1 protein-coding gene is annotated in these 274 nt (G+C 32.5%); it reads right to left on the bottom strand.

Going from position 1 to position 274, the window contains the following annotated elements:
• Positions 1 to 63 precede the first annotated feature (63 nt).
• A partial coding sequence (locus ACHRVZ_RS21420) for a hypothetical protein (RefSeq protein WP_395425056.1) occupies positions 64 to 274 on the bottom strand: 211 nt, incomplete at its 5' end.

The following is a 274-nucleotide window of genomic DNA, read 5'->3' as shown; positions in this document are numbered from 1 at the left end:
ATAAGGATTGAGATTTATTTTCAAAAAAGATTAAGAAAAGCTTGTGAGATTCGAAAACGGATATTACATTTGCACCCCGCAAAACAAGGGAAGTTCATTGATAGATTGGTAAGGTTTGGGAGTAAAGAGAGAAGAAATTTTCTTTTTAAAAAACTTCAAAAAACATTTGCCATTTAGAAATAAGTTTTCTACTTTTGCACCCGCTTTGAGAGACAAGCGAAATACAAAAAGAAGATACGTTCGTAGACATATTGAATTGACAGCCGCTTTAACA

The organism is Flavobacterium sp. FlaQc-57 (assembly GCF_044007395.1).
Taxonomy (GTDB): domain Bacteria; phylum Bacteroidota; class Bacteroidia; order Flavobacteriales; family Flavobacteriaceae; genus Flavobacterium.
The sequence above is the reverse complement of the archived record's forward strand: the minus strand, read 5'-3'. Positions and strand labels throughout refer to the sequence as shown.